This is a genomic window from Roseomonas sp. TAS13, from assembly GCF_001950415.1.
GTDB lineage: Bacteria > Pseudomonadota > Alphaproteobacteria > Acetobacterales > Acetobacteraceae > Roseomonas > Roseomonas mucosa.
Map to the genome: position 1 here is coordinate 1 of NZ_BDLP01000399.1, position 3,695 is coordinate 3,695.

5 protein-coding genes are annotated in these 3,695 nt (G+C 72.1%); 2 read left to right on the forward strand and 3 right to left on the reverse strand.

What is annotated here, in order from left to right; genetic code table 11:
• Positions 1 to 49 precede the first annotated feature (49 nt).
• Complete coding sequence (hemW, locus tag ROTAS13_RS20900) at positions 50 to 1,258, reverse strand: radical SAM family heme chaperone HemW (protein WP_306309687.1); 1,209 nt, start codon at positions 1,256 to 1,258, stop codon at positions 50 to 52.
• Between the two features lie 114 nt (positions 1,259 to 1,372).
• Between hemW and ROTAS13_RS20905 the strand changes: the two genes are divergently transcribed.
• Both ROTAS13_RS20905 and ROTAS13_RS20910 read left to right on the forward strand, forming a co-directional pair.
• On the forward strand, positions 1,373 to 1,885 hold the full coding sequence (locus tag ROTAS13_RS20905; protein WP_058389797.1) for a YbaK/EbsC family protein: 513 nt from the start codon (positions 1,373 to 1,375) through the stop codon (positions 1,883 to 1,885).
• Positions 1,886 to 2,200: 315 nt separating this feature from the next.
• A complete protein-coding gene (locus ROTAS13_RS20910; protein WP_019463405.1) occupies positions 2,201 to 2,785 on the forward strand; it encodes a septal ring lytic transglycosylase RlpA family protein in 585 nt (194 codons plus the stop codon).
• Positions 2,786 to 2,874: 89 nt separating this feature from the next.
• Here ROTAS13_RS20910 and ROTAS13_RS20915 read toward each other — a convergent pair whose 3' ends face one another.
• On the reverse strand, positions 2,875 to 3,432 hold the full coding sequence (locus ROTAS13_RS20915) for a TetR/AcrR family transcriptional regulator (RefSeq protein ID WP_051544276.1): 558 nt from the start codon (positions 3,430 to 3,432) through the stop codon (positions 2,875 to 2,877).
• A 105-nt stretch (positions 3,433 to 3,537) separates the two neighbouring features.
• A partial coding sequence (locus ROTAS13_RS20920) for an SDR family oxidoreductase (protein WP_139323465.1) occupies positions 3,538 to 3,695 on the reverse strand: 158 nt, incomplete at its 5' end.

Here is a 3,695-nt window from a genome sequence, read left to right on the forward strand (position 1 = left end):
CCCCCCGGACCAAGGGGCGCAAGGCCGGTCTCGGCCGCGAGAAAGCGCCTCAGCGCAGCAGGGCGGGCAGCATCGCGTCCAGGCGCAGGCGGCCCTCGGTGGTGGCGACCAGCCGCCCCTCGGGCGACCAGCGGAGGTAGTCCTCCTCCAGGCAGGCTTGCAGCACCGCCGGCTCCACCAGATCGGCGAAGGGCCGGCCGCTGCGGCGCTCGACACGGGCGGGGTCGATGCCCTCGGCGAGGCGCAGCCCCATCAGCAGCGCCTCGCGCCCGCGCTCTTCCGGCGCCAGGGCCATTTCCTCCACCCGGGCATGGCCCTCGCGCTCGACCAGGGAGAGCCAGGATTCCGGCGCGCGGTGGCGGCGGGCGGCGAGGAGCGCGCCGCCGAGTTCCAGTCGCTGATGCGCCCCGGCACCGATGCCGAGATAGTCGCCATAGCGCCAGTAGGCGAGGTTGTGCCGGCTCTCCGCGCCCGGCCTGGCGTAGTTCGAGACCTCGTAGGGCAGCAGGCCGAAGCGCGCGGCCTCCTCCGCCGTGGCGGTGTACATCGCCGCCGCATCGTCATCCGCCGGCAGGGCGAAGGCGCCGCGGGCATGTTCCGTGGCGAAGCGCGTGCCGGGCTCGATGGTGAGCTGGTAGAGCGAGAGATGGTCGGCGGCCAGCGCCAGGGCGCGGCGCAGCTCGGCACGCCAGGAATCCTCGGACTGGCCGGGACGGGCGTAGATCAGGTCGAAGCTCAGGCGCGGAAAGGTGGCGCGGGCCTGTTCCAGCGCCGCCACCGCCTCGCCGGCCGAATGCTGGCGGCCCAGGAAGCGGAGGGATTCCTCCTCCAGCGACTGTACGCCCAGGGACAGGCGGTTGACCCCGGCCTCACGGAAGGCGCGGAGCTTGGCGGCCTCCACCGAGGTCGGGTTGGCCTCCAGCGTCACCTCCAGATCCGGGGGCGCGTCGAAGAGGCGGCGGGCATCCTCCAGGATTCCCGCCACCAGCTCGGGCGGCATCAGCGAGGGCGTGCCGCCGCCGAAGAAGACCGAGAGCAGCCGCCGCCGCCCGCTGCGCGCGGCCTCGGCCGACAGTTCCGCCCGCAGGGCGCGGCCGAAGCGCGCCGCGTCCACCCGGTCCCGCACATGGGAGTTGAAGTCGCAGTAGGGGCACTTGGCCAAGCAGAAGGGCCAGTGGACATAGAGGGCCAGCGGCTCGGCAGCCGGGGCGATGCCGGGCAGGGGGGCGGGACGGTCGGGGGCGAGGGTCTCGGGCAAGCGGGGCGGGTCCGGAAGTCAGGCAGTCGGCGAGGGCGGGGGTGTCCCGCACCGGCGCAAGATGGTCTATCCAGCTCGGCACTGCGACAGGCGATGACGGGAAAGATGGCAGGCATGAGCCAGCGGGACAGCCGGGACGGGCAGGCGGAAGCGGGCGGCTCGGTGGAGCGGGTGCGGCAGGCGTTGCTCGCCGCCGGGCATCCGGACACCATCCGCGGCTTTCCCGAGGGCACGCGCAGCGCCGCCGAGGCTGCCGCGGCGGTGGGCTGCGACGTGGCGCAGATCGCCAAGTCCATCGTCTTCCGCGCCGGGGACCGGCCGGTTCTGGTGATCGCCTCCGGCGCCAACCGGGTCGATCCGGCGAAGGTCGAGGCCGCGACCGGGCTGCGCGTCGAGCCGGCCAAGGGGCGCTGGGTGCGGGAGGTGACGGGCTTTGCCATCGGCGGCGTTTCCCCGGTCGGCCATCTGACCCCGCCGCTGGTGCTGCTGGACGAGGACCTGTTCCGCCTGCCGCGCCTCTGGGCCGCCGCCGGCAGCCCCAGCCATGTCTTCGAGACCGAGGCCGGGGCGCTGCTGCGGCTGAGCGGTGGGCAACGGGCCGCGATCCGGGAGGAGACGCCCGCCTGACCGGCGGCTCCGCGTCCGGCCCGGTGGTGGCGGAAGGCGCGGAACGCTTGTCCGATTCCCCCGGGCCAGAGGCGCGCCGGCCTTCCCGGCCACAGGCCGGACCGTGGGCCGACTCGGCCCGTGCATCACGGCGCCGCGCGTGGCCATCCCCGCTGCGCGGACCTGCCCCCCGGATTGTGCCGTCGCCATGGCCAAAGCGTTGCGGGGGCGCCACTATCACTGCGCTCCCAAAGGCTTGAAGCGGAAACTTCGCGCAACGAATCACCCGATTGGCCGCGCCATCCGCTATAATCGGTGAGTTGGAGGTCGAACCCCATGCTGGCGACGTGGAATCGGGCGTTTCTGGGTCTGTGTCTCGGAACGCTGGCGCTCGGGACCGCGGTCCTGACGGACGCGCCCGGGGTTTTCGCGGCCTCGCCCGCCGCCCTGGCGGGCAGCGATGGCTCGGTGGTGGAGCTCACGCGTCCCGGCATCCGCCCCCCCATGGGCAACCCGGGCGAGGACCGTACCGGCGAGCTGCGGCAGGGCACCGCCGGCCTGATCACCTTCCGCATCGCCGGGGAGCCGATGGCCAACGGCATGCCCTACGACCCCTCGGACTACATCGCCGCCAGCAGCGTCCTGCCCCTCGGCTCCACGCTGCGGGTCAAGAACCTGGAGAATGGCCGCATCACCATGGTGCAGGTGCGCGACGTGACGCCGCAGGGCAGCGACCGGCTGATCGACCTCAGCAACCAGGGTGCCCGCGCCATCGGCCTCACCACCGCCGGAGCGGCTGTCCAGATCGCGCCGCTCGCCGTGCCGCAGGCCGATGGCAGCATCCGCCTGGGCGCCGGCACGGGCCTCGCCGGCCAGCGGGCGGCGCCGGCTCTCAGCGACAGGCCGCGCGAGCCCGGCTGATCGGACAGCCGCGGGCTGGCGGGGATCGCCGCCGGGCCCGCGGGCCGCACCATGGGGGTTGGCCCTGCCCGGGCCCGTCATGCGGTCGTTCAGCCCCGCTCCCCGGTCTTTTCCAGCTGCCGGAACAGGCGGTCGACGCCCTCGTCATCCAGGGGATTGATCCCCAGCAGGCTGCAGAACAGGATTCCCTTTCCGGCGAACCACTTCATCATCGCCTCGTCGGGGTCTTCCGCCTCGGATCGCAGCAGCGCTGTCCGGCATTTCGCGTGTTCCCGCACGGGTGCGAGAAGATGCTGGTCCTCGGCCATCGCGCCGAAGACCGCCAGGGCGATCGAGTGGGGCATCGTCGTCGCCTCGCGGTCGCCGGCGATTTCGGCGCTGAGCTCGGGCTGGGGAAGGCCGTCGCCATTCTCCAGGAGGTAGTCCTTCTGGAACGTCTCGATATAGGTGATGTGGTGCTCCAGCAGGGCCTTGATGATCGCTTCCTTTGTCCTGAACTGGTGCATGAGCCCACCCTTGCTGATCCCGGCCTCCCGCGCCACGGCATCGAGCGTCAGTTGCCCGGCGCCGTTGCGCGCCAGGACATGAAGGGCTGCCTCGATGATAGCGACCCTGGAACGATGTGAACGCGTGCGGTTGTCGATCAACCCAGCCTCCTGATTCCACTTCACCTGCCGGATTCCGGATCCTGGCATCCGGAGGAAGGAAGAGTCCCCTCGGCCGCACCGCCGGGCCTGTGTCCCCTGAGCGGTTCAGTACATATGCTGTCCACCGTTGATGGATATGGTCGAGCCTGTGATGAACTCGGCATCGTCGGCGGTGAGGAAGCAGACGCCGCGCGCGATGTCGTCGGCCCGGCCCAGCCGGCCGACGGGGATGCGGGCGATGATCTTCTCCAGCACGTCGGGCG

What these genes read in the sequence shown, in the direction of transcription:
- ROTAS13_RS20905 (WP_058389797.1), top strand. Translation starts at nt 1,373, where the DNA reads ATGAGCCAGCGGGACAGCCGGGACGGGCAGGCGGAAGCGGGCGGCTCG.
- ROTAS13_RS20910 (WP_019463405.1), top strand. Translation starts at nt 2,201, where the DNA reads ATGCTGGCGACGTGGAATCGGGCGTTTCTGGGTCTGTGTCTCGGAACG.